At 72.0% G+C, this 23,693-nt stretch carries 23 protein-coding genes and 1 tRNA gene; 10 read left to right on the top strand and 14 right to left on the bottom strand.

The window, feature by feature from the left end; all coding sequences use genetic code 11:
• Positions 1 to 84: 84 nt before the first annotated feature.
• From EZM51_RS19735 to EZM51_RS19720, 4 genes are read right to left on the bottom strand one after another with little or no spacing between them, the layout of a single operon-like run.
• Positions 85 to 867 (bottom strand): ABC transporter ATP-binding protein, encoded by a 783-nt coding sequence (locus EZM51_RS19735; RefSeq protein ID WP_169054007.1) that lies wholly within the window; start codon positions 865 to 867, stop codon positions 85 to 87.
• Positions 864 to 1,808 (bottom strand): ABC transporter ATP-binding protein, encoded by a 945-nt coding sequence (locus EZM51_RS19730; RefSeq protein WP_136710021.1) that lies wholly within the window; start codon positions 1,806 to 1,808, stop codon positions 864 to 866. Before EZM51_RS19730 ends, EZM51_RS19735 begins: the two co-directional genes overlap by 4 nt.
• Positions 1,805 to 2,719, bottom strand: coding sequence for an ABC transporter permease (locus tag EZM51_RS19725; protein WP_136710020.1), 915 nt, complete (start codon positions 2,717 to 2,719; stop codon positions 1,805 to 1,807). The genes EZM51_RS19730 and EZM51_RS19725 overlap by 4 nt, the downstream gene beginning before the upstream one ends.
• Complete coding sequence (locus EZM51_RS19720) at positions 2,716 to 3,687, bottom strand: ABC transporter permease (protein WP_169054006.1); 972 nt, start codon at positions 3,685 to 3,687, stop codon at positions 2,716 to 2,718. The genes EZM51_RS19725 and EZM51_RS19720 overlap by 4 nt, the downstream gene beginning before the upstream one ends.
• Before the next feature lie 269 nt (positions 3,688 to 3,956).
• Here EZM51_RS19720 and EZM51_RS19715 point away from each other — a divergent pair, with 269 nt between their 5' ends.
• Positions 3,957 to 4,460: a GNAT family N-acetyltransferase gene (locus tag EZM51_RS19715; RefSeq protein ID WP_136710018.1), complete on the top strand. Its 504-nt coding sequence runs from the start codon at positions 3,957 to 3,959 to the stop codon at positions 4,458 to 4,460.
• 86 nt (positions 4,461 to 4,546) lie between these two features.
• A complete protein-coding gene (locus EZM51_RS19710; protein WP_136710017.1) occupies positions 4,547 to 5,911 on the top strand; it encodes an FAD-binding protein in 1,365 nt (454 codons plus the stop codon).
• 90 nt (positions 5,912 to 6,001) lie between these two features.
• Here EZM51_RS19710 and EZM51_RS19705 read toward each other — a convergent pair whose 3' ends face one another.
• From EZM51_RS19705 to EZM51_RS19695, 3 genes are all read right to left on the bottom strand, one after another.
• The gene (locus EZM51_RS19705; RefSeq protein ID WP_136710016.1) at positions 6,002 to 7,444 is read right to left on the bottom strand and encodes a hypothetical protein; all 1,443 of its coding nucleotides are present in this window, start codon (positions 7,442 to 7,444) and stop codon (positions 6,002 to 6,004) included.
• Positions 7,445 to 7,519: 75 nt separating this feature from the next.
• Positions 7,520 to 10,330 (bottom strand): BTAD domain-containing putative transcriptional regulator, encoded by a 2,811-nt coding sequence (locus EZM51_RS19700; protein ID WP_136710015.1) that lies wholly within the window; start codon positions 10,328 to 10,330, stop codon positions 7,520 to 7,522.
• A gap of 116 nt (positions 10,331 to 10,446) precedes the next feature.
• A complete protein-coding gene (locus EZM51_RS19695) occupies positions 10,447 to 12,054 on the bottom strand; it encodes a trypsin-like peptidase domain-containing protein (protein WP_136710014.1) in 1,608 nt (535 codons plus the stop codon).
• 161 nt (positions 12,055 to 12,215) lie between these two features.
• Here EZM51_RS19695 and EZM51_RS19690 point away from each other — a divergent pair, with 161 nt between their 5' ends.
• Positions 12,216 to 13,172, top strand: coding sequence for a nucleoside hydrolase (locus EZM51_RS19690; protein ID WP_136710013.1), 957 nt, complete (start codon positions 12,216 to 12,218; stop codon positions 13,170 to 13,172).
• Between the two features lie 10 nt (positions 13,173 to 13,182).
• Here the strand turns inward: EZM51_RS19690 and EZM51_RS19685 are convergent, their stop codons facing one another.
• Positions 13,183 to 13,764 (bottom strand): NUDIX hydrolase family protein, encoded by a 582-nt coding sequence (locus EZM51_RS19685; RefSeq protein WP_136710012.1) that lies wholly within the window; start codon positions 13,762 to 13,764, stop codon positions 13,183 to 13,185.
• Positions 13,765 to 13,882: 118 nt separating this feature from the next.
• Between EZM51_RS19685 and EZM51_RS19680 the strand changes: the two genes are divergently transcribed.
• Positions 13,883 to 14,530, top strand: a complete 648-nt coding sequence (locus tag EZM51_RS19680; RefSeq protein WP_136710011.1) for an alpha/beta fold hydrolase — start codon at positions 13,883 to 13,885, stop codon at positions 14,528 to 14,530.
• A gap of 98 nt (positions 14,531 to 14,628) precedes the next feature.
• On the opposite strand, the gene EZM51_RS19675 is transcribed toward EZM51_RS19680, so the two are convergent.
• On the bottom strand, positions 14,629 to 15,051 hold the full coding sequence (locus EZM51_RS19675) for a DUF5997 family protein (RefSeq protein WP_136710010.1): 423 nt from the start codon (positions 15,049 to 15,051) through the stop codon (positions 14,629 to 14,631).
• A 26-nt stretch (positions 15,052 to 15,077) separates the two neighbouring features.
• Between EZM51_RS19675 and EZM51_RS19670 the strand changes: the two genes are divergently transcribed.
• Both EZM51_RS19670 and EZM51_RS19665 read left to right on the top strand, forming a co-directional pair.
• Entirely contained in the window at positions 15,078 to 15,767 is a 690-nt protein-coding gene (locus tag EZM51_RS19670) for a LysR family substrate-binding domain-containing protein (protein ID WP_136710009.1), read from the top strand.
• A complete protein-coding gene (locus EZM51_RS19665) occupies positions 15,764 to 16,495 on the top strand; it encodes a glutamine amidotransferase (RefSeq protein WP_136710008.1) in 732 nt (243 codons plus the stop codon). Before EZM51_RS19670 ends, EZM51_RS19665 begins: the two co-directional genes overlap by 4 nt.
• 3 nt (positions 16,496 to 16,498) lie before the next feature.
• Here EZM51_RS19665 and EZM51_RS19660 read toward each other — a convergent pair whose 3' ends face one another.
• From EZM51_RS19660 to EZM51_RS19650, 3 genes are all read right to left on the bottom strand, one after another.
• Positions 16,499 to 17,260, bottom strand: a complete 762-nt coding sequence (locus EZM51_RS19660) for a YidC/Oxa1 family membrane protein insertase (protein ID WP_136710007.1) — start codon at positions 17,258 to 17,260, stop codon at positions 16,499 to 16,501.
• 104 nt (positions 17,261 to 17,364) lie between these two features.
• Positions 17,365 to 17,682, bottom strand: a complete 318-nt coding sequence (locus EZM51_RS19655; protein ID WP_136710006.1) for a DUF6412 domain-containing protein — start codon at positions 17,680 to 17,682, stop codon at positions 17,365 to 17,367.
• Positions 17,683 to 17,792: 110 nt separating this feature from the next.
• Complete coding sequence (locus EZM51_RS19650; RefSeq protein WP_136710005.1) at positions 17,793 to 18,062, bottom strand: GlsB/YeaQ/YmgE family stress response membrane protein; 270 nt, start codon at positions 18,060 to 18,062, stop codon at positions 17,793 to 17,795.
• Between the two features lie 169 nt (positions 18,063 to 18,231).
• Between EZM51_RS19650 and EZM51_RS19645 the strand changes: the two genes are divergently transcribed.
• Positions 18,232 to 19,287: a DNA polymerase IV gene (locus EZM51_RS19645; RefSeq protein WP_136710030.1), complete on the top strand. Its 1,056-nt coding sequence runs from the start codon at positions 18,232 to 18,234 to the stop codon at positions 19,285 to 19,287.
• 88 nt (positions 19,288 to 19,375) lie between these two features.
• Complete coding sequence (locus EZM51_RS19640) at positions 19,376 to 20,206, top strand: universal stress protein (RefSeq protein WP_136710004.1); 831 nt, start codon at positions 19,376 to 19,378, stop codon at positions 20,204 to 20,206.
• Positions 20,207 to 20,338: 132 nt separating this feature from the next.
• Here the strand turns inward: EZM51_RS19640 and EZM51_RS19635 are convergent.
• A tRNA-Ser gene (locus tag EZM51_RS19635) sits at positions 20,339 to 20,428 on the bottom strand.
• A gap of 132 nt (positions 20,429 to 20,560) precedes the next feature.
• On the opposite strand from EZM51_RS19635, the gene EZM51_RS19630 reads away from it, so the two are divergent.
• A complete protein-coding gene (locus EZM51_RS19630) occupies positions 20,561 to 21,400 on the top strand; it encodes an SGNH/GDSL hydrolase family protein (RefSeq protein WP_248305752.1) in 840 nt (279 codons plus the stop codon).
• Between the two features lie 9 nt (positions 21,401 to 21,409).
• Entirely contained in the window at positions 21,410 to 22,774 is a 1,365-nt protein-coding gene (radA, locus tag EZM51_RS19625; RefSeq protein ID WP_136710002.1) for a DNA repair protein RadA, read from the top strand.
• 71 nt (positions 22,775 to 22,845) lie between these two features.
• Here radA and EZM51_RS19620 read toward each other — a convergent pair whose 3' ends face one another.
• Positions 22,846 to 23,553 (bottom strand): VOC family protein, encoded by a 708-nt coding sequence (locus EZM51_RS19620; RefSeq protein WP_136710001.1) that lies wholly within the window; start codon positions 23,551 to 23,553, stop codon positions 22,846 to 22,848.
• Positions 23,554 to 23,693 lie beyond the last annotated feature (140 nt).

Below are 23,693 nucleotides of genomic sequence, written 5' to 3'. Positions count from 1 at the left end.
GGACTACCTCTCTGTAGCTCCGAGCGCAGGACTGCGCAGGGACGGGGGTGGGTGTTCAGTTCTGGTGGCCGGCCGGGTGCCGGGTCACAGGACGGTCTCCAGGACGAGCTCGGAGGCCAGCAGATTCTGCGTGTACGGGTGCTGTGGGTGCTCGAAGATCTGCTTCGTGGTGCCGGATTCGACGATCTCGCCGGCCTTCATCACGTAGACGCGGTCGGCGACCTTCTTGACGACCGGAAGGTCGTGCGTGATGAAGACGTAGCCCACGCCGAGGCGCTCGGTCAGGCCGTTCATCAGCCGGAGGACTCCGGCCTTCACCGATGCGTCGAGGGCGGAGACCGCCTCGTCGGCGACGATGATCTGCGGATCCAGGACGATCGCCCTGGCGATCAGCACGCGCTGGCGCTGGCCCCCGCTGAGCTCCTGCGGGAACCGGTGGACGAAGGATGCCGCGGGAGTGAGGCCGACCAGTTCCAGCACCTCGAGGACCTTGGCGTACACGTCGTCGCGGCCGCGGGCGATGCCGTGCAGCGTCACGATCTCGCCGATGGTGCGTCCGACGGGTTTGCGGGGATTGAGCGACCCCGAGGGGTCCTGCAGGACGGCCTGCACGGTCCGCCGGTACTCCCTGCGCTGCGCGGCGTTCATGTGCGCGATGTCGACGCCGTTGATCTCGATGCGTCCGGATGTCGGCGGGATGAGTCCCAGGAGCATCCGGGCGAGCGTGCTCTTGCCCGATCCGCTCTCGCCGACGATCGCCACGAACTCGCCGCGCTCGGCGGTGAGATCGGCGTCGACGACGGCGGCGACGGACCGGCCGCCCCGTCGCGACCGGAAGGTCTTCGATGCGTGCGTGACCTCGATCACGAATCCGCCCCCTTCGCGACGAGTGCGTCGATCTCGCGGCGCAGCTCGGGTGGGATGGACCAGAGGTCCATCCCCGCCTCGGTGAGGCTCCGGACGCTGCGCAGCAGGGCCTGCGTGTACGGGTGCTGCGGGGAGAGCAGCACCTGCCGGGTGGGTCCGGATTCGACGACCCGCCCCGCGTACATCACGTAGATGGTGTCCGTCATGCTCGCCACGACGGCGAGGTCGTGCGAGATGAGGATCAGCGAGGTGCCGAGCGTGGCGACGGTCTCGTCGAGCGTGTTCAGGACCCTCCGCTGCACGGTGGCATCGAGCGCCGTCGTGGGCTCGTCGGCGAGGATCAGGTCGGGCTGCTTCGCGATCGCGATCGCGATCAGCACGCGCTGACGTTGACCACCGCTGAGCTCGTGGGGGAAGCGGCGCGCGAGGTCGTCGGCGTCCGCGAGGCCGGCCAGCGTCAGGAAGCGGATGGCTTCGGGGTCGGCCGCGGTGTCGCTGCCCGACCGCCTGCCGGGGGCGACCGCCTCCCGGACCTGCGCGCCGACCTTCATCACGGGGTTGAGGAAGGTGAGGGGGTCCTGGAAGATCATGCCCACCGACCGCGACCGGATCTCATCCCACGCTCGCGCGGGGGCTCCGACCATCTCGCGGCCGTCGAACGTGATCGAACCCGACACCCGAACGCGCGGGTTCGTGGGCAGGAGGCCCGCGATCGCGCGTCCGGTGACGGACTTGCCGGATCCGGACTCGCCGACGATCCCGACGCGCTCGCCCCGGCGCACCCGGAGGCTGACCGACTGGACGGCCCGGATCTCCCTGCGGGGACCGGTCGGCAGGTGGACCTCGAGGTCGGCGACCTCGAGGAAGGTGGCGCCGCTGCCCGGCGGGGCGAACGATCGTGCGGTCTCGCTCGTGAGGGCGGAGGATTCGACGGTGGTCATTTCACCCTTCCGATCGACGGGTTGAGCGCGTCGTTGAGCGCATCGCCGAGCAGGTTGATCGCCAGCACGACGATGAAGATGCACAGGCCCGGGAAGAGCGCCAGCCACCACGCGGTGGAGATGTACGGCTGCGCCTGGTTCAGCAGCGCGCCCCAGCTGGGGCGGTTCGCGTCGCCGATCCCGAGGAAGGACAGGCCCGATTCGGCGAGGATGGCGCGGGCGACGGTCATCGTCGTGGCCACGAGCACCGGGGGCATCGCGTTCGGCAGCACGTCGGACCACAGGATGCGCAGGCTGAGGAAGCCTGCCGCGCGCTGGGATTCGACGTAGCCGAGCTGGGAGATGCGCATCGCCTCGGCCCGCACGATGCGGGCCACGCCGGGCCACATCGTCACCGACAGGATGATCACGATCATCGCGAGGTTCGAGCCGAGGATCGCCGCCGCGACGAGTGCGAGGACGATGCCTGGGATGACCTGGAAGAACTCGGAGATCTTCACCAGCACCGTGTCGAGGACACCGCCGTAGAAGCCGGCGAGCCCTCCGACGACGAGCGCGACGGTCAGGCACAGGAACGCGACGCTGAAGCCGACCAGCAGCGACACCTGACCGCCCATCAGCACGCGCCCGAGGTAATCGCGCCCCAGGTTGTCCGTGCCGAGCGGGTACTCGGCGTTCGGCGGCACGAAGGTCGGGTGGTTCGTCGCGAACGGATCTCCCGTCAGCATCGGACCGATGACCGACGCGAGGACGATGACGACCAGGATCGGCAACGCGATCCGCACGAGGGGCTTGCGGAAGTACACGCGCCAGATCGCATCGGGGTTGCGCGGGCGCCGAGCCGGGCGCCGGGGCGGTGCCGCTTCCGGCGCCGCGTCGGAGGCCGGTCGGGACAGTTGTTGGACGCTCACGGTTCGCTCCTTACCGGTCTCGTCACCCGGCTGCGAAGACGCGGATCCACGAGGCCGTAGACGATGTCGGTCACGAGGTTGACGATGAGGATGGTGACGGTCAGCACGATGACGATGCCGAGCACCAGGAAGGTGTCCTGGCGCTCGATCGCGCCGATGAAGAGGAGGCCCATGCCCGGCCAGCCGAAGACCCGCTCCACCAGGACCGAGCCGGCCAGGACGTGCGAGAGGCTGAGTCCGGCCACCGTCACCATGGGCAGGAGGGCGTTGGGAAGGGCATGTCGCCAGAGCGCGGCGCGATCGGCCATGCCCTTCGAGCGGGCGGTGTCCATGAAGTCCTGGCCGAGGGACTCGATCATCGAGGCTCGCATGATGCGAGCCTTGAAGGCGAGCTCGGAGGTGGCCATCGTGATCAGCGGGAGGATCATGTACTGGACCTCGATGCCCTCCACGCCGTAGGGCGCCTTGCCCTGCGTGGGCAGCCAGCCGAGGGTGATCGAGAACAGGATGATCAGCATCAGGCCGAGCCAGAAGTTCGGCAGTGAGAACAGGGCGACCGCGCTGCCGGAGAGCAGCGTGTCGAGCCAGCGCTTGCGCGTCTTCGCCGCGATCGATCCGATGACGACGGCGCCGATGGTCGAGAGGATGAACGACGGGATGGCGAGGGCGAGCGTGTTGCCGATCCGTTCGCCGATGAGCTGCGAGACGGGCACCTCGGTGCCGAACGAGACCCCGAGGTTCCCGGTGAGCACGTTGCCCATGTAGATCAGGTAGCGCTCCCAGGCGGGCTTGTCCAAGCCGAACGTGGCGTAGATCTGCTCGCGCAGTGCGTCGGAGATCGGCACGTCGCCGACCAACGTCTGGATCGGGTCCCCCGGAGCGAGCTCGAGGAGCAGGAAGAGGATCGTGATGACCACGACGAGGAGGATGACGGAGGAGAAGAGGACCTTCCCGAGGTGGACGGCCATCGCCTTCATCGGACGACCCCGTTCCGGCTCGACCGTCGAGCACGCGTGCGCAGCATGGGATATCTCCTTTGAATGCCCGGCGGCCCGACCGACTTCGGTCGCGACCGGCCCGTGCATGTTCGCAACGCCTCGAAGCGCGTTCAACGCGCGCTTCCACGCTGCGGAAACGTTTGGCCGTCGGTCGCGCGTCGCGGCGGAGCGCCCATCGCTCGGCGGCGGTCGGCCCTGCTCGATTTCCCCTCCCGCGCGCGCTGGCTTAGCCTCGAGACATGAGCACCGAAGTTGTTGCCGACGTCGTCGTCCGTCCCATCCGCGACTCGGATGTGGAGGCCCTGGGCCGAGTTCACGCCACCTGCTGGCACGAGACCTACGACCACCTGATCAGCGCAGCCGCCTTCGAGAACCTCTCCCCCCGCCGGATGGCCGAGCTCTGGACCCACATGGCCGCCCGAGGCGAGGAGTACAACCAGTTCGCCGCACTCGTCGACGGCGAGATCGTCGGCTTCGTCGGCTCGGGGCCGGCACGTGACGAGAATCCGCCTCGCGAGCGGGAGCTCTACTTCATCTACCTGCTGCACGCGTATCACGGCACCGGCATCGGCCAGAAGCTGTTCGATGCCGCCTGCGGCGACCGCCCCGGCTACCTCTGGGTCGCGAAGGACAACCCCCGGGCCCATGCCTTCTACAAGCGCAACGGATTCACGCCCGACGGCGCCGAGCAGCTGCAGCCGTTCCTCGGCGAGGAGATCCTCGAGGTGCGTCTGGTCCGGTGAGTGCTCGCAGGGTTCCCGACGTCGGTCGGCCCCGATAGCGTGACGTGGGTCGGCGTCCGCCGACGGATGCCACGGAAGGACCAGCGATGACCGACGCCGCCGCGCACCCCGCCCTCGACGCCCTCGCCGAACGGCTCGGGAACCGGCTCGTGCGTCCGGGCGACCCTCGCTGGGATGCCGCCCGCTCGCCGTGGAACCTCGCGATCGACCAGCGACCTGCGGCGGTCGCGACCCCGGGCGACGTCGACGACCTGCGGGCGCTGGTGGCCGCCGCGAGGGCCGACGGAATCCAGGTCGCGGTGCAGCCGTCGGGACACGGCGCGTCGGGCACCCTCGACGGCACCCTGCTGGTGCGCACGGCCGCCTTCGACCTCGTCGACGTCGACGTCGACGGACGCACCGCTCGCATCGGGGCCGGGGCCCGCATGGGACTCGTGCTCGACTCGCTCGCGGGCACCGGCCTCGTGGCGATGTCGGGCTCGAGCGGCGTGGTGAACGCCACGGCGTTCACGCTCGGCGGCGGCCACTCGTGGTTCGCCCGTTCGTTCGGCTTCGGCTCGAGCTCGCTGCGCGCCGTCGAGCTGCTGACCGCCGACGGCCGCCACCGCTGGCTGCGCGACGCCGACGACCCCGAGCTCCTGTGGGCGATCCGCGGCGCCGGCGGCGCGTTCGGCGTCGTCACGGCGATCGAGGTCGACCTGCATCCGGCGCCCGTGCTCACCGGCGGACGCATCGTGTTCGCCGGAACGGATGCCGCGGCCGTCTTCCGCGCGACCGTCGCCGCCGGCCGCACGGCACCCGACACGCTCGCGCTGCACGCGGGCGCAGTGCGCATCCCCGACGTGCCGCAGGCCCCGGCAGAGCTCCGGGGCACCACCATCGTGAGCGTCGAGACGGTCGAGCTCGGCGCGTCCGCGGCGGGCCGTGCCGCGCTGGACGCGATCCGTTCCGCCGGAACCGTCGTGCTCGACGCCGTCGGGCCCATAGATGCCCTCGCGCTCACGGCCATCGCCGAGGAACCCACCGACCCGTCGCCCGGCTTCGGCTGGTCTGCGCTCGCCGATCTCGACGAGGACAGCGTGACCCGCCTCGTCGAGACGTGGGAGTCATCCGAGGGGCAGGCGATCATGGGGCTCGCGTTCCGCGTGCTCGGTGGAGCGCTGGCGGCACCGCCCGCACGGCCCGGCATCGCGGGCGCCGTGCGGGAGACGCACATCGTCAGCGGTCACGCGATGGGGCTGCCCGACCGCGCCGAGCCCGCGGAGCGGGCGTTCGGCGCCCTCGATGCGGCCCTCGGCGTGGCGGCATCCGACCGTACGCTCGGCACCTTCCTCGCCCCGGGAGTCGGGTACTCGGGCGCCTACGCCGAGTCCGACGTGGCACGTGCCGCCCGCGTCAAGGCCACGGTCGACCCCGAGGGCCGCTTCCGCGGCAACCGCGACTTCACCTGATTCCCGACGTCGCACGACGACATCCCATGCGGTGCACGCGGGGCGGGGCGTCCGGCGCTCCCCCGCATTCGAGGGAACGCCGGCGCCGGTTCAGCGCTTCGAGCGAAGTGCCGACCGCGCGGTCAGCCCGAGTCCCCCGGCGACGACGAGGCCGCCGGCGAGCATCAGCGCGGGCATGAGCGGGAAGCCGGTGTCGGCGAGGGCCGATCCCCGGTCGCCTGCTGAGGTCGGCGAGGCCGGCGCGGCGGGCGCGGCGGGCTCACCGGCGCCGTCATGGCCTTCGCCGTCGGTGCCGCCGGGCTCCACGGGCGTCTCGCCGCTCGCCTCGACCACCGTGTACACGATCTGCGTCTTCGTGACGTTGCCGGCGTTGTCGCGTGCGACGATCTTCACCCGCTGCTCGCCGAGCTCATCGGTCGGCAGCGCGCTCGGCGCGGCGAACGCCGGCCCGTTGTCCGTGACACCGCAGGACTCGATGCCCGAGTGCGCGTCGATGCACTCGAACTCGAGCGGAACGACCTCGCCCTGCTCGACCTCGAACTCGCTCTCCGCGAGCGGGTTCGACAGCGCCGGCGATGCGATGTCGATGCGCGGAACGACGGTGTCGATGCGCACCGTCGAGGTGCGGTGCTCGGACTGGTTGCCGACGCCGTCGATCGCCCAGTAGGTGATGTCCGTCACGCCGTCGGCGGTGAGGTCGAACGTCGCCTCGGGTTCGCCGACCACGTCGCCGTTCGTCGAGACGGCGCCGTCGGCGGCGTAGTGCACGGAGGCGATTCCAGACGGATCCGACGCGACGACGGCCGCGCCCAGGTAGCTCCGGTACCAGCCCGACGCCGGCTCGGGAGCGAGGCGCAGCTCCACGGCCGGAGGCGTGGCATCCGACGCGATCACCGTGTAGCGGTACTCGGCGTTCGTCTCATGGCCGGCCGCATCGGTCGCCACGACGCGCACGAGGTACTCGCCGGGCGTGATGGTGCTGAGGTTCTCCTTGTTCGGCACGTCCGCATCGCAGGACTTCACGCCGGAGGTCGGGTCGTCGCACGAGTACGTGAACACCGCCTTCTCGCCGACCGCGAACTCGGTGACCGCGGGCAGCGTGATCGTCGGTGCGACGGTGTCGACCTTCACCGTGTGGCGCTGGTGGAAGGATTCGTTCCCGGCGGTATCGAGCGTCCAGATCTCGATCTCGTGCACGCCCTCGGCCGACATGTCGATCGCGATCCGGTCGTCGTGCTCGATGACGACCGGGCCGCCGTCGATCGAGTACGAGATGCTGTCCACCTCGGAGCCGCCGCGCTCGATGGCGTGCGCCCGGTAGTTCGGGTCGCCGTGGTGCCATCCGCTCTCCGAGGGGGCGTAGATGCTCGTGTTGAGCAGCGGCGGCGTCGTGTCGGGCACGCCGGGCTCCGCAGCGACCGCGGCGGCCGCGATGACCGCGGGCACCGCCAGCCCGATGGCGGCGACGCCGGCGACGGCGAAGATGGGGGCGCGCTTCAGGCGCCCCCGATGACGAGGAAGGGGTCGAGTCATACCACGATCCTGCGGTCCGTGCGCGGCACGGCCCGACCGGCCGGTGCGCCGATTACCCGCCGGTTACGCGTCGGGTCAGGCGGCCGCTCGCACCGTCAGCGCGTTCACGAAGTCGAGGAGGCCGGCGAGGTCGAGCCGGGACCCGATCGCCACGGCCCGCGCGCGCTCGCGCGGGGTGAGCGCCTCGGCGATCCGTCGCCGATGGACCTCGGCGTCGGGGCCCTCGGAGATCACCGGGTTGTAGTCGTACCGGGTGCCGATCCGATCGACCGCCGCGTGGATCACCGCGCCGTCGGCATGCCGCTCGATGAGCGCGCACGCCCCGCCCACGAGGTGCAGCAGCGCCAGCGCCCCCATCGCCTCGCCCTCCTCCAGGACCTCCGCGATGCCGGGCACCAGCACGTCGATGGCGTCCTGTCCGCGACCGACGTCGACGAGCACCTTGCCGATGAGGTAGGTGGCCGATCCGGCCACCCACGCGTAGCCGATGCGCACGGCCATCGCCCTCGCCGCCCGAAGCGCGTCGAGGGCCTGCGCGGGCCGGCCGAGCGTCCGGTGCGCCTGTCCGACGCAGAACAGCACCGAGCAGGCAGCCCACGGCTCGACCCCATCGGGGAGGGATTCGGCGAGCGCCACCAGCGCCTCCGCCGCCACGGGATCGCCCCGGAGGCACTGTCCGTAGGCCATGTACGCCGACAGGGCCGCCCTCGTGTCGAGGTCGCCGGCCGCGTCGGCCGCCGCGAGGCCGTCGACGGCATACGCCACGGCCGGCTCGAACGCGCCGCCCTGGTACGCGAGCAGCGCGACGCCGAAGAGGGCACGGGCCTCGACCGCCGGTGCCGCCTCGCCCGGCACGGCGAGGGCGCGCTCGACGTCGGCTCGCCCGTCGACGAGGAGCCCTTCGCGCATCCAGTGCTCCGACTGGCCGCCGGCGATGCGGAGGGCGGTCTCCCGGTCGCCGGCGGCCACCGCGGCGTCGAGTGCCAGGCGGAAATCGGGATACGCCGCGATGAACAGGTCGCGCACGGCGCGTCGGTCATGCCCGCGGAGCTCCGAGGCGAGCCGGTCGGCGAGCTCCGCGTACCAGGCGACGTGCCGGGCCGACCACGCGGCCGCCTCGGCGTCGGTGAGCGGGAGGCGCGACCTGACGTACGCCTTGACCGATTCGAGCACCCGGTACCGTCGCGGGCGACCGTCTCGTTCGACGATCGAGAGCAGCGACTGCTGCGCGAGCCGAACGGCCACCGCGGCGGCATCGTCGCCGGCGACGGTGCAGACCGCCGCGACATCCGTGAAGTCGAACGTGCCGGCGAAGCACGCGACCTGTGCGACCAGTTCGCGTTCGGCGGGATCGAGCAGGTCGATGCTCCACCCGATGGCGTCCACGAGGCTCGCATGCCGGTCGCCGGCCGGCCCCGAGGCAGCGACCGTGTCGAGCACGGAGCCCGCCAGCTGTCCGAGCTCCATGACCGCGAGCCGCGCGGCGGCGAGCTCGAGTGCGAGGGGCATCCCATCGAGGGCGGAGCACAGCGCTCGCACGTCGTCTCGGTTGCCGTCGTCGACGACGAATCCCGGGCGCGCGTCGGCGGCGCGCTCCGCGAAGAGCTCGACGGCGTCGCCGGCGGTCGCACCGCCGAAGGTGGGGACCGGCACGAGGCGTTCGCCGGCGAGGCCCAGCGGCTCACGGCTCGTGACCAGCACCGCGAGGCCCTCGCAGCGCTCGAGCAGGCCCTTCGCGAGCGTGCGACAGGCGTCGAGCACGTGTTCGGCGTTGTCGAGGATGAGGAGGGCACGTCGCCCGTGCAGACGCCGCACGACGGCGTCGACATCCTGCATCGTCGCGCCGACGGCGTGCGCGACCGACCCCACGACGTCGGCACCGCTCGAGACCGACGCGAGGTCGACCATCCACTGCACGTCGTCGAACTCCCGGCCGGCCCGGCGCGCCGTCTCGACGGCCATGCGGGTCTTGCCCACGCCGCCCGGGCCGACGAGCGTCACGAGGCGCGCGTTGCGCCGCGCCTCGGCGATGGACTCGAGCACGTCGAGGCGGCCGACCAGCCGGGTGAGCGGGAGCGGGATGCCGTGGCGTTCGACCTCGACGCGATCCCGGGCAGGCGACACCACCGACGGGTCGGCCCGCAGCACGGACTGCCGCAGCTCCGCGAGCGCCGCCGGCAACTCGAGCCCGAACTCGTCGGCGCAGCGGGCACGGAACACGTCGATCGTCGCGAGCGCCTCGCCCGTGCGGCCGGCGCCCGCGAGCGCGAGCACCTCCAGTCGCACCGGCTCCTCGCCGACGGGATCCCACGAACGCAGCACCTCGATGCCCGCGAGCGCGGACTCGAACTCGCCGCGCTCGATGTGCAGCACGGCGAGTTCCTGCCCGGCGAACCGGCGCTCGTCGGCGAGCAGGCGGCGCAGGTCGACCGCGAACGGCTGGTCGGCGAGCTCGGGGAGTGCGTCCGCGCCCCAGAGCACCTCGGCGAGGTCGAGGCGCTCGACCAGGTCGGGGGCCGGGGCGCCGGATGCCACGGCGGCGCGCAACCCGCGGATGGCCGCGCGGAGACGCAGCAGGTCGACGTGCTCGGGGTCGACCCCGAGCCGGTATCCGCCGCGTCCGCCCGTGAGCCGGGGCCCGAGCGGGCCGGCGCGGAGCTTCGACACGTTGACGCGCACCGAGACGGCGGCGGTGTCGGTGGGCTCGGCCCACAGGGAGCGGACGAGCTCCTCGGTCGACACCGCATCGCCCGCGGCGAGCGCCAGCCGGCCGATGATCCCCCGGGCGATCTCGCCCCGCAGCGGCACGTCGACGCCGTCGACGCGGACGACGATGGGTCCGAGGAGCTCGACGGCGAGCGGCGCCGGATCCTGAGCGTTGGTCACCGCGCGATTCTAGGCTCATCGCGGGCCGCGGCGCTGTCCCAACTTCGTGGGATACGGCGGAGCGGATGCCCCGGACGCGCGCCCGGGACATCCGCTCGGCTTCGGTGCGGTCTCGCTCAGAACACGGCGACGAAGCTCGCCAGCACCCGGTCGATGGCCGCGATGTCCGCGTCGGTGGACGCCTGCGCGCTGACGAGGATGAGGTAGTCCCCGGCGACCGAGTTCGCGGCGACGACGACGGCCGACGTGCCGACGCCCCCGCAGTCCGTCCAGTAGCTGTACACGCCCAGGTGGTAGCCGTCGTCGTAGCTGTCGGCGTCGACCTGCTGGCAGCCGTCGGCGCCCAACGACGAGGTCATGGCCTCGTGGAGCGCCTCGGGTGTCGTGATGCCGACCGCGGCCTGGGAGGCGTAGATGGCGACCCCGGGCACGTTCCAGGTGGTCTGGAACTCGGCCAGGTTCGTGCTCGCCTGCACGCCCTTGTACTCGTTGCCGGCGTCGTCGGTGAACGGTGCGCCGTCGACCTGCGCCCAGCTGGCGGGAACCTCGACGATCACCACGCCGGAGTCGTCGGTGACGGTGACGAACTCGCCGGCCGAGGCGCTCGAGCCCGACGTGCCGGTCGCGTCGGCGATCACGCTCACCGGCTCGAGCTTCTCGTCGCCGTTGAACTGGCCGCGGTAGTACGCCTCCTCGCTCGGGCGGTAGAGCTCGACCGAGAGCGTCGCGTCGTGGCCGTGCGTGCGCAGCACGTCGCAGTACTCGGTCATCGTGCCGTTCAGCCCGAGGCTCACGCCCTCCATGCGGGTGAGGAGGTCGCCGGGCTCGACGCCGGCCTTGTCGGCCGACGAGCCCGACTTCACCGAGTTCACCCAGATGCCGAGGCCGTTGCCCTCCTCGTCCTGCAGCGCGGTGCCGTTGATGCCGAGGCTCAGCACGTCCTCGCCCTCGCGCATCTTCTTCACCGCATCGGTCACCTCGTCACGGTGGATGGCGTAGTTGTAGTCGAGCGCGTCGTTCCCGGCGTAGTTCACGCCGACCACGGCGCCGTCCTCGTCGACCAGCGGGCCGCCCGAGTTGCCGCTGCGGATGCGGGCGTCGTGCTCGATGACGTTGTCGATCGAGGCCCAGGGTGTCTCGCCGTCGGTCGACGCCTTCGAGACGATGCCTCGCGTCATGGTGAATGTCGGGTCGCCGAGCGGGAAGCCGGCGGCGTAGACGTCGGTCGCCGTGCCGATCTCGCCCTTGTGCCACGCCAGGTAGGGATACCCGTCGCCCTCGAGTTCGATGACCGCGAGGTCGAGGCACTCGGAGGAGCCGAGCACCTTGGCGCCGATCTCCTCGGTGGTGTCGCCGCCCCGCCACACCTTGATGGTGCCGGCGCCGGTCACGACGTGGTTGTTCGTGACGGCGACGCCCGAGTCGGCGATGAGGAAGCCCGAGCCGCGACCCGCGGCTTCGTAGCCCCCCTCGGAGGGATCGACGAAGGTGCCGACGGCCTCGATCTGGATGGTGGCGGACTGCACGCCGTCGAACGAGACGGCGCCTCCGCTCTGCCCTCCGAGGGGGAGTTGGATGCATCCGGTGAGCGACAGCGCGACGGGCGCGGCGATCACGGGGATGAGTGCGCGCCGGATCGCCCGCGCAGCGGGCCGCGTACGGCCGGAAGTGGGGCTGCCCTGGCGCAGGAGGCGCGGCAGCGTCGAGTCATGATGTGCAGTCATGGGTTCGACCGTAGGAAGCGGGGCGGGCCGGGCGGATGTCGCGAGCGGCCCGACTACGTTCCGATTACGCTGCCGACGCGGATTCGCGGCCGCACGAGGCGTTTCGTAATCGTCCGCGGACCGCTCCCCCGCCCCGTATCCGACTCCAATACGCTGGGCGCATGTCCATCCCCATCGTGCTCGACGTCGACACGGGCGTCGACGACGCCATGGCCATCCTGTTCGCCGTGCGGCATCCGGGCCTCGACGTGCTCGGCATCTCGTGCGTCGCCGGCAACGCGCCGCTGGCGCAGGTCGTCGACAACACGCTGCGAGTCCTGGATGCGGCGGACGCACCCGACCTTCCCGTCGCGGCGGGGGCCGTGCGGCCCCTGCTGGAGCCGCCGCGTGCCGCGGGCCACGTGCACGGGCCGGCGGGCCTCGGCGACCTGGTGCTTCCGCCCACCCGGCGCCGGGCGACCTCGACGGGAGCGGTGGAGCTCATGCGCCGGCTCATCCTCGAGCACCCGACGCCCGTGACGCTCGTGGCGCTCGCGCCGCAGACCAATCTCGCGTTGCTGCTGCGCACCTACCCCGAGGTCGCCGGCAACCTCGAGCGCATCGTCTTCATGGGCGGCTCGGCGAGCGTGGGCAACGCCACGGCCGTGGCCGAGTTCAACGTGTGGCACGACCCAGAGGCCGCGGCGATCGTGCTCGACTCGAACGTGCCGACCTACATGTACGGACTCGACGTCTTCAATCGCGTCGCCGTCGACCACGAGGTCGCCGTGGCCCTCCAGCACGGCGACGACCCGCTCGGCCGTGTGGTCGGCACGCTGCTCGGCCATCGCGTCGCGCTGTCGGAGGACGAGCGCGCCGAGTACACGGGGCTCATCGGCGATGCCGGCGCCGTGTGCTCGCTCGTCGATCCGCTGGCGCTCCGCACCGAGGTGCGGCCCGTGCGCGTCGAACTCGCCGGCTACGGGCGCGGGCAGACGCTCGTCGACCTCCGCGAGCTCTCCCGGGGCGAGAGCATGGTGCAGGCGCATCCCGACGAGTGGACGAACGTCGAGGTCGCGCTCGAGGTCGACGGCGAGCGACTCGCTCGCCTGTTCCTCGACACGCTCGGGCTCACCTGAGGCCCGGCGGCTAGCGGAGGGCCCCGACCGAGGCGAGCGCCTGCTTGAGCAGCACGCCCCGACCGCCCTCCATCTCGGCGACGATGCCCTCCGACACCGCCTCGAGCGGGGTCATCCAGGTCACCTCGAGGGCGTCCTGGCGCGGCTCGCAGGTGCCCGTCACGGGCACGACGTACGCGAGCGACACGGCGTGCTGGCGTTCGTCGGTGAACGGCGAGAGGCCCGGCAGCGGGAAGTACTCGGCCACCGTGAACGGCACCGGGCTCGCCGGCAGCAGCGGGAACGCCATGGGCCCGAGGTCCTTCTCGAGGTGGCGGAACAGCGCGTCGCGCAGCGTCTCGCCGTACATGACGCGGCCCGAGACGACTGTGCGGGTCATCTGGCCGACGGCGTTCGCACGAAGCAGCACGCCGACCTCGGTGACCTGCCCGAGTCCGTCGACGCGCACGGGCACGGCCTCCACGTAGAGCAGCGGCAGCCGCCCACGGATCTCGGCGAGCTCGAGGTCGCTCAGCCAGCCCGGATTCGCCGGCGGCCGCACGACGGGCTCGTCGTCGGGATTCCAATCCGGATCGGGGGTGCGAACGCTCATGCCTCGATTCTGCCCCACCGGGCGACGGGCGCCACGGAATCGGCGGGTACGCTCGAACACGGGCGTGCGGGACCGGCCGGCTCGTGGCATCCGTCTCCGCCGTCCGGAGCGGAGGATCATGCCCGAGGTGCGAGTCGACGACGAGGCGGTGCTCTGGTCGGCATCCGAGGCCGACCGCGAGGGGCGGCCGCTGCTGCTGCTCCTGCACGGGTACAACTCGAACGAGGGCGACCTCTTCGGCCTCGCGCCGTACCTGCCCCTCGAACCGGCGATCGCGTCGCTTCGCGCACCGATCTTCACGGGGTACGGGCACGCCTGGTTCCCCCTGCTCGGCGAGGGCGTCGAGCAGGCGCTCGAGGCCGCGGATGCTGCGACCGACGCGATCCTCGCGTGGATCGACCGGGCGGCGCCCGACGCGTCCGCCATCGGGTTGCTCGGGTTCTCGCAGGGCGGCGCGATGGCCCTCGAGCTGCTGCGCCGGGCGCCCGAGCGATTCGCGTTCGCGGTGAACCTGTCGGGGTTCTCACTCCCCGGCGAGCGCGAGGGCGACCTGCGGCTCGCGGCACTGGCGACACCCGTGTTCTGGGGCCGCGGCACCGCCGACGGCGTGATCCCGGCCGACTACGTCGCCCGCACGCAGCAGTGGCTGCCGGGGCACGCCGACCTCGACGAGCGCATCTACGAGGGGCTCGGACACTCGATCGCCGAGCGTGAGCTCGCCGACATCGCGGCCTTCCTGCGGGCGCGCTACGCACGCGCCGCCTGACCCGCGGCGAACGGGACCAGGATCGAACGGTCGCATCTGCACGGTGCCACCATGCATCCGCGACTTCTCGATCGGGGGGGGTCGAGGCGGGGACGGGGTCAGACGCCCGCGCCGCCTCCACCGCCGCCCGACTCGGAGGCGCGCTTCGCGGCTCGCTCGGCGTCGCGGTCGGCGACACGTCGCTTCTCGGCACGCACGGCCGCCTGCGTCGCCCGCTCCTGCACGAGCCACTGCGGCGGTGCGGCGAGGAGCGCCTTGATCTCGGCGGTGGTGAGCGGCTCGGTGACGCCGCCGCGAGCGAGGCCGGAGTTCGAGACGCCGAGCTTCGCGGCGACGACGCTGCGCGGGTGCGGCCCCTCGCGGCGGAGCACCTGCAACCACTCGGGCGGCTCCTCCTGCAGCGCACTGAGCTCGTCTCTCGTGACGACGCCCTCTCGGAACTCGGCCGGCGCGGCCTCGAGCAGGATGCCGAGCTTCTTCGCGGCGGTCTCGGGCTTCATCGACTGGCTCTGGCTCACCATGACACCGTAGCCGATACCCTGATCGGATGGTCCTGAGGCTCCGCTACGTCGCCGGGGTGAGCCCGGCCAGGTGGCTGCGCGTCTGGGCCGAGCGCCGACCCGACCTGCCGCTCGAGGCGACGCGCGTCGAGCAGTCCGAGCAGCTCGTCGACCTCCTCGCCGGCGATGCGGATGTCGCATTCGTGCGCCTGCCCGTCGCGGCTGCGGGCCTGCACGAGATCCCGCTCTGGGAGGAGCTGGCGGTCGCCGTGCTCCCGAAGGAGCATCCGCTCGCGGAAGCCGGGTCGCTCACGCTCGCCGACCTCGAGGGCGAGCCCCTCGCGCCCGCGCAACCCGACGCCGCGATGACGGTCGAGCTCGTCGCCGCGGGCGCCGGGCATGCGCTGCTCCCCCACGGCGTCGCCCGCCTGCATCATCGCCGCGACGTGGTCGCGATCCCGGTGACGGATGCCCCGACCACGCGCATCGCGCTCGTGTGGCGCGTCGAGCGCGACGACGCCGACATCCAGGAGTTCGTGGCGGTCGTGCGCGGTCGCACGGCACGCAGCTCCCGCGGCGAGGCCACGAGCCCCGAGGCATCCGCTCGCCCCGAACCTGCCGCACGTCGCGAGCGTGCCGCACGGCGCGAGCCGAGATCGCGGCGCGACCCGAACGCCCGGCGCGGCGCATCCGGTCGCCGCGGCGGCTCGACGCGCAAGCGCGGCCGCGGGCGATGAGGCCGTTCCTGTTCCTCTCGGCCCGACCCGAGGTCGAGGCGGTGGGGCCCGAGTACGAGTCCGTGCGACGGGCGATGGGCGTCGACGCGTCCCGCCTGGAACACGTGCGGCTCGATGCGGAGCCGCTCGGTGACGTGCGCCTCGACGGGTTCGCGGGCGTGGTCGTCGGCGGCAGCCCCTACAACGTCACCACGCCCGACGCGCACAAGCACCCGGTGCAGCGCCGCGTCGAGGCCGACCTCGCACGGCTCGCCGAGGCCGCGCTCGAACGCGACCATCCGCTGCTCTTCACGTGCTACGGCATCGGCGTGCTCACGCGCGTCCTCGGCGGCCACGTCGGCACACTGCACGGCGAGCAGGCCGCCGCGGTCGAGATCACGCTCACCGCCGAGGGCCGAGCCGACGCGCTCGCCGGCGTGCTGCCCGAGCGGTTCGAGGCGCTCGTGGGTCACAAGGAGGCGACCGAACGGCTCCCGGACGACGCGGTGCTGCTGGCGTCGTCCGCCGCCTGCCCGGTGCAGGTCTACCGGGTCGGCGATCGCGTGTGGGCGACCCAGTTCCATCCCGAGGTGTCGACGAGCGACTTCGTCGCGCGCGCCCAGGTGTACCGGCATCACGGGTACTTCCCGGCGAGCGAGCTGCGCGCCGTGAGCGAACGCCTCGCCGCGGCATCCGTCACCGAACCGCAGCGGATGCTCCGCCGGTTCGTCGAACTGGCCGACGCGTGACGCTCACGCCGACTCCGGCGGGAACGCCCGACGCAGCAGCACGCGCTGTCCGAGCGTCCACACGACCGTGACGAGCAGGTAGAGCGCCGCCGCGAGCGGCACGAAGACGGCGATGACGGCCGTGATGAACTGCATGACGCCGACCAGTCGCCGGGCGACCGGGGTCGCGAGCGGCGACGGCGATGCGGCATCCGTCGACCTCTCCTGCGCCAGGCCGAAGACGCGCCGGGTGACCTCGCCGACGAGGGCGATCGAGGCGATGACGACGAGGAACACCGCGAGCGACGCCGGGTCGAGCGTGCCGGCCGCGATCGAGCCCGCGAGGCTCGAACCGAGCGGCACGCCGCCGAGTTGCTGCTCGAGGAGCACGTTCGGATGCCCCGCGATGGTGGGCAGGATGAAGAGCGCGTAGATCACGCCCAGCACGGGAGCCTGCGCCAGCATCGGGAGGCAGCCGGCGAACGGCGAGGCGCCCTCCGCTGCGTACAGCGCCATGGTCTCGTGACGGAGGCGCTCGGGATCCTTCCCGTGGCGGCGGCGGAGCTCGGCGAGACGCGGGGAGAGTCGGGCGCGCGTGCGATCGGCCTTCGCCTGCGAGACGCCGACGGGGATGAGCACGGCCCGCACGAGGAGCGTCACGAGCACGATGGCGGCCGCGGCGCTCGAGACGCCGATGAACGGTTCGAGGAGGCCGGCGAGGCCCATGAGGGTCCGGTGCGCACCGTCGAGGAGCGCGGCGACGGGCGGGAGGGCGTAGAGGTCCACTGGTGTTCCTTGCGGTCGGAGGGATGCGGGATCCGTCTGGCCGCTGGAGCGGTGCGTGAGACCGCGCACCTCGAATGGGCGAGGTGCCGTGTGGTCGGATGTCGCTACGCGGCCGGGATGCCGCGTCCTGGTGCCCTGGGGCGGGGCCGACCGGCTGCGTCGGGGTCGCTCTGCGAGATGAGTCGTGCAGGATCGGTGGTCTGCCGGAGGCGCGTCGAGGCGCCGCTCGGGTCTGCGTCGACCAGGGCCGGCACCATCCGCCACGCCGACACCACGATCGCGGTGGCCGCGGCGCCGATCACGCCGACGAGCAGCACCGTCACCAGGACGTCGGAGGCGAGGTGCACCTCGAGGGTCGCCCGCACGTACCGGAGCAGCGCCGTGATGAGTTCGATCACGAGCACGCCTCCCTCCGGTCGCATCGACGCGGGCTGATGTGCTTCACGCTAGCACCGAGCGCGGGAACGGCCCCGGAACGCGATCGAGCGGACGGCGGGAAGCCCGCCATCCGCTCGATGCGTGGTGTTCCGGATCAGGTGGTGCGGCTCCGGTTCCGCGTGATGAGGCCCCAGATGAGCAGCACGATGATCGCACCGGCGATCGCGAGCAGCCAGGTGCTCAGGTCCCAGAACTCGTCCAGGCCGACGCCGAAGATGAGACTGCCCAGCCAGCCGCCGAGGATCGCGCCCACGACTCCCAGCAGCAGCGTCACCAGCCAGCCGCCGCCCTGCTTGCCCGGGAGGATGAGCTTGGCGATGGCGCCGGCGATCAGGCCGAGGATGAGAAATGCGAGGAAACCCATTGGTGTGCTCCTTCGTTTCTGTGGGGTACCCCTTTGGGGGTGTCTCACGAAACCACAACCTGAGAATTTGCCGCAACCCCTTGCCGAGTATTCGGATCCAGCAGTATGCCCAGCTGATCCCGCCAGAACGGGGCAGACTGGTCGCGTGAGCCACAATCGCGAGTATTGGGTGCTGCACGTCGACCTCGACCAGTTCATCGCCGCCGTCGAGGTGCTGCGGCATCCGGAACTCGCCGGGAAGCCGCTCATCGTCGGCGGACGAGGCGACCCGACCGAGCGCGCCGTCGTCTCCACCGCCTCCTACGAGGCCCGCGAGTTCGGCGTCGGCTCGGGCATGCCCTTGCGCATCGCCGCGCGCAAAGCGCCCGACGCGGTGATCCTGCCGGTGGACGCCGAGGCCTACACGGCGGCTTCCGCGCAGGTCATGGCGACGCTCCGGACGCAACCGGACGCGACCGTGCAGGTGCTGGGCTGGGACGAGGCGTTCCTCGGCGTGCAGACCGACGACCCGGAGGCCTACGCCCGCCGGGTGCAGGCGGCGGTGCTCGAACGGACCGGCCTGCACTGCAGCATCGGCATCGGCGACACGCTCGTGCGAGCGAAGGTCGCCACCGGATTCGGCAAGCCACGGGGCGTGTTCCGGCTCACCGCCGAGAACTGGCTCGAGATCATGGGCGACCGACCGACCGTCGACCTCTGGGGCGTCGGCTCCCGGATCTCGGCCCGGCTCGCCGCACACGGCATCGCGACGGTCGCTGAACTGGCCACGGCCGACCCGGCGGTGCTGGCGACCGAGTTCGGCCCGAAGATGGGACCGTGGTACGGCCTGCTCGGCCGGGGCGAGGGCGAGCGCGTCGTCGACGACACGCCGTGGGTCGCCCGCGGGCACAGCCGGGAGACGACGTTCCAGCAGGACCTGACCGAACCCGCCCAGGTCGAGGCGGCGGTCCGCGGGCTCACCGCCAAGGTCCTCGAGGATGTCGCGGCCGAGGGCCGGCCCGTGATCGGGCTGACCCTCAAGGTGCGCTACGCGCCGTTCATCACGAAGACGATGCAGAGGAAGATCGCCGAGACCCGGGACCCCGCCGTCGTGGAGGCGGCCGCGCTCGGCCTCGCCGGTCGGATCGAGCCCGGCCGGCCGATCCGGCTCCTCGGCCTGCGGGCCGAGATGCCGATGCCGGAAAAGGCACGAGAGGGGCACACGCCGACCCGAAGCGGCTGGTGATGGCGGCGCGATCGCCGCCGGGGGACCTTGGGCCCCGCGCGGCCCGCGCGTGGCGACGAGACTCGAGGAGTCGAGCCGAGGGAGAGCGATGTACGACACGACCATCGTGGGGTGGAACAACGATCGCACGGGGGCCAACGCGGTCGCGTGGGCGACGAGCCGGGCGCTGCGGCAACCCGGCGGGTCGGGTGTGCTGCGCATCATGCGGGCCGTCGACGACACGTCGATCGCGAGCGACGACGCCGAGACGCGACGAGAACTGGACCTCGCGACCACGGAGATCGCGGAGCTGGCCGCGCGCATCGGCGCGGAGCATCCCGGACTCGAGGTGCAGACGGAGGTCGTGCAGGGCGAGCCGGGAGACCTGCTCACCGACCGCAGCGGGCCCGACGCGCTGGTCGTCATCGGCGCGGAGAACGGACACACCGAGGAGTACTGGTACAGCTCGCGGATCGGAGCACGAGTCTCCGGCGCCGCCGCCGGCCCGGTCGCCGTCGTCCCCGTGGGTGACGAGCGGGAGCGTGCCGGCGTGCTGGTCGGCGTCGACGACGTGCCCGAGGCAGAGCACCTCTGCCGGTTCGCCGCCGAGCTCGCGACGTCGACGGGCGAGATGCTGCGTGCCGTGCACGTCGGCGCCCGCTCGCACGATCCCGAGACCGGCCGGCGCGTGCTCGAACGGGCGCTCGAGCCGGTGATCGCCGACTTCCCGGGGCTCGTCGTCGAGTCGCGCGTCGAGTCTGGCTCGCCCGCCGGCGTGCTGCTCCGGCACGCGCGCGAGATGTCCACCGTCGTCGTCGGCACGCGCCGGCTGGGTCCGGTGCGCCGCATGTTCCTCGGCTCCGTGAGTCACACGCTGGTCACGAACGCGCACTGTCCGACCATCGTGGTGCCGCCGCCGGAGCCTCCGGCCACGGCGTGACATGGGGCCCGCGGGCTGCGGGCTGCGGGCTGCGGGCGAGGCATCCACTCTTTATGGCCGGTAACCCCGCGGCGCCGTGCCGCACCGCCATCCCGGACAGCAGAAAACCCCTGTTCTCACAGGGGTTCTCCATGGCGGTACCGGTGGGATTTGAACCCACGGTGGGCTTTCACCCACACAACTTTTCGAGAGTTGCACCTTCGGCCGCTCGGACACGGTACCGGGATCGATCTTAGACGACCTCGCGGGATCATCCAAAACGATCGGATGCCTCGAACACACGCCATACGCGACCGCCCGGGTATGCAGCATCCGCTCAGCCGCCGTTCAGCATCGAGACCTACGGTCGCCCTCGTGGCCGAAGATCGCCCGGGGGCGGCGGCAGCCCTCATCCCGATCGCCGTCGTCGGCGCCATCGTCGCCGGCGTCGCGCTCACCGTGCGCGCCGCGTGGCGCCGATTCCGCGCGCGCCTCACCGCGAACTCGGCCATCCTCAACGAGACGCTCCCCGTGCATTCGAAATGGTGGCGCGACCACGCCGAGCAGCCGGGCGAGCTCTTGTACGTCGCCATGGGCGACAGCGCGGCGCAGGGCATCGGGGCGAGCCGCCCCGACCGCAGCTACGTGGGGCTGCTGGCCCGAGACATCCGGGCGGCGACCGGGCGCAGCGTGCGCGTGGTGAACCTCAGCGTCTCGGGTGCCACGGTCGACCTCGCGGTACGCGACCAGCTCCCGAAGTTCGCGAAGTTCCGGCCCGACATCGTGACGGTGGCGATCGGCGCGAACGACATCGCCAAGTGGGACCCCGAGATGTTCGAGCGCGGCATCCGCGAGATCTTCGCCGCCCTGCCGTCGCACGCACTCGTCGCCAACCTGCCGTTCTTCTACTTCCCGCACAATGAGCGCAAGGTCGCGGTGGCGAATCGCATCCTGCGCTCGGTGGCCGGCGAGTTCGGTCTCACGGTCGTGCCACTGCACACCGTCACCCGGCTCCGGGGCGTGCGCCGCATGTTCACGCACTTCGCCGCCGACTTCTTCCACCCGAACGACCACGGCTACAAGGTCTGGGCCGAGGCGTTCCGGTCGGCGCTCATCGCCGATCTCGATGCCAGGTTCCCGGCGGATGCCCCGGCGCCCACGCCGACCGCCGGCCACGCCGCCGCCGTACGGTCGGATGTCGGGAGCCACGGCTAACCTCGCAGCATGGCCCGACCCACCTCCGCGTTCCGCTGCACCGAGTGCGGGTGGACCACCGCCAAATGGGCGGGCCGCTGCGCCGAGTGCCAGCAGTGGGGCACCGTCGCCGAAGCGGGTGCGCCGCAGGGCATCACCCGCACGCTGCACGCCGTCGAGCCTTCCGTCGGGCGCGGCGCGCGGCCGATCGCCGAGATCCAGACCGAAGACGCGGCGCACCGTCCGACCGGCATCGGCGAGTTCGATCGCGTGCTCGGCGGCGGCATCGTGGCGGGCGCCGCGATCCTCCTCTCGGGCGAGCCCGGCGTCGGCAAGTCCACGCTCCTGCTCGAGGTGGCGGCCCGGGTCGCGGCCACCGGGCGGCGGGTGCTCTACGTGAGCGCCGAGGAGTCCACTGCCCAGGTTCGCCTCCGCGCGGGCCGCACGGGTGCGCTGCACGATGAGCTCTATCTCGCCGCAGAGACCGATCTCGCCACCGTCCTCGGCCAGATCGACCAGGTCGCCCCCGACCTCCTCGTGGTCGACTCCGTGCAGACGGTGTCGAGCGCCCTCTCCGACGGCCTGCCCGGCCAGCCGAGCCAGGTCCGCGAGGTCGCGTCCACCCTGATCCGCGTCGCGAAGGAGCGGCAGTTGCCGGTACTCCTGGTCGGGCACGTCACGAAAGACGGTTCGATCGCAGGTCCCCGCCTGCTCGAGCACCTCGTCGACGTGGTCTGCCAGTTCGAGGGCGACCGGCAGACCGCGCTGCGGTTCGTGCGGGCCCTGAAGAACCGCTTCGGCCCCACCGACGAGGTCGGATGCTTCGAGATGACCGGCGACGGCATCGCCGAGGTGCCCGACCCCTCCGGGCTCTTCCTCAGCCGCTCCCGCAATGCCGTGAGCGGCACCTGCGTCACGGTCGCGCTCGAGGGCCGTCGGGCGCTCCCCGTCGAGGTGCAGGCGCTCGTCGTCACGACCAAGGCGCCGCAGCCTCGTCGCGTCGTCAACGGGGTCGACCCGTCGCGGGTGGCGATGATCATCGCCGTGCTCGAGCGTCGTGCGGGTCTCAAGCAGCTCGGCGAGCACGACGTGTACGTCTCGACCGTCGGGGGCGTTCGGCTCGCCGAGCCCGGCGCCGACCTCGCCATCGCCGTGGCGATCGCGTCGGCCATGCGCGACCGCGCGGTGCCCCACGAGCTCGCCGCATTCGGCGAGATCAGCCTCGCCGGCGAGGTGCGCCCGGTCACCTCGGCCGCGCAGCGAGGCAACGAGGCGCGACGACTCGGCTACACGACGATCCTCGACGTCGAGGCCGGCACCGTGCACGCGGCCGTCGAGCGTGCCATGATCGCCGCCTCGTCGAGGCGCGAGCGCGAGCTCGACGCCGCATTCTGACCGCGACCACGGCGTTGCTCGAGCGGCGGGCCGAGGTGACACACGGCCGCGCGGAGCTCATCCGAGTCGGTTCAATCCTCCTTCGCCGCGGCCACGTCGACGCAGACGACTCCCTGGTTGCCGTCTTGGTCGGCGATCACCGTGAGCGAGGGCGCGTCGCTGTCATCGACGACCGTCCCGCCCGCGGCGAGGGCGGCGGCGACCCGTTGTTCGGCCACCTCGGGCGCCACATAGACCTCGAGGTGGAACCGCTGACGTGGGGTCTCGTGGTCGTCGGCGTCACCGAACCACAGGTTCGGCACCCGGCCCGTGGCGTCCCTGATCTCGTCGCTGGGGGTCCCGCGGCCCTGGGACTCGGCGCTCCCGGTCAGGAGGGCGGCCCACACCGGGGCGATGACCGCGGAGTGGGCGGTGTCGAGGCCGAGCTCGATCTCGCTGACCGATGCCGGGTCGGAGACCACCCCGTGGTCGGCGGCGATCTCAGTGATCCGCCGCGCCAGGTCGATGTCCTGTTGGGTCACCCATTCGATGACGTGTTCGGTGCCCTCGTCGTCGCGGTATATGGCGTCGTCGCTGACCACCTCGAGATCGACGTACCCGTTGCCGATCACCACGCGCGGGTAATGGCCGAGCGCGTCGCCCGCCTCGGCCACCGCCACGACGAACCGTGCACCGGCGCCGAAGTCGTCGACCACGAACCGGGCATGCAGTCCCTGGGCGAGCTTGCGCCAGTCGGTCAGGCGTGCCGCGACGATCTGCTCGCCCCTCAGCATGTCCATAGACGGGGAGTCTAGTTCCGCTCCGCCGCAGCGTCATCGGAGAATCCACTTCGAGCTCGTCCTGCGCTCGGCCTCGTGCGGACGCGTCTCCCACGACCAGGGCAGGCAGGCTCATGCGGCTCTGGTGATGGTCGGCGCTG

Origin of the sequence: Agromyces sp. H66, assembly GCF_004959775.1 — a bacterium.
Taxonomy (GTDB): Bacteria; Actinomycetota; Actinomycetes; order Actinomycetales; family Microbacteriaceae; genus Agromyces.
Note: the sequence above shows the minus strand (reverse complement) of the source record. Positions and strands in the feature narration are given on the sequence as shown.